Source organism: Mesorhizobium sp. P5_C1 (assembly GCF_054049815.1).
In genome coordinates, this window is record NZ_JBFULQ010001383.1 from 1 (window position 1) to 573 (window position 573).

Annotated in this window: 1 protein-coding gene; it reads right to left on the reverse strand. The window is 59.1% G+C overall.

Features of this window, described 5'->3' with window-relative positions; all coding sequences use genetic code 11:
* Nucleotides 1–132: ATPase domain-containing protein (locus ACXJ7R_RS35940; protein ID WP_457155918.1), on the reverse strand; the 132-nt coding region annotated here is incomplete at its 3' end.
* Nucleotides 133–573: the final 441 nt, after the last annotated feature.

A 573-nucleotide genomic window follows, 5' to 3' on the forward strand; every position in this document is an offset into this window, starting at 1 on the left:
GCCGAGAGTTGTCTTCCCCGAACCGGGTCTGCCTTCCACTAGGTGAGAGCGGAATTTGGCGTACCCGCCGCGTAGAACATAGTCGAGCCCTTCAACGCCAGAGGCGATTGGTGAAGCGTCATCGTTTTCCACGTTGCCTCCTCGTCCTTTTGTGAACAGCGTAACGACCGGTATTTTTAATGGTTCCACTCTGCCGGCTCGGAACCGGTCGCGTTGGCCATATCGTGGGCGCGGTAATCTGGTTAGCAACATGCAGTGGGTCTCAGCCGCGTTTAGCGGCGACGACCGTCAGTTCGCCGCCTGCGTGTTGGATGGGGCATCTTCCCGTGCCGGATGGCACATTTCTCCGACGCTCTCCCTACCGTAATCGATAGCCGCCACCCGGCTCAGGCCGGACGCATACGACAACCCAGCCGTCACCACCGAACAGATCAGCGAGAAGGTTGGCAGCGTGTCGACGTATTCTYCGACGTCATTCCAAAGTCCATCACGAGGGTCTTGGTGCCCTCAAACCTCTTGATGTGGGTGACTGGCTCGTAGGAGAGGCAAGCGACATCGGCGCCGGGATCGGAA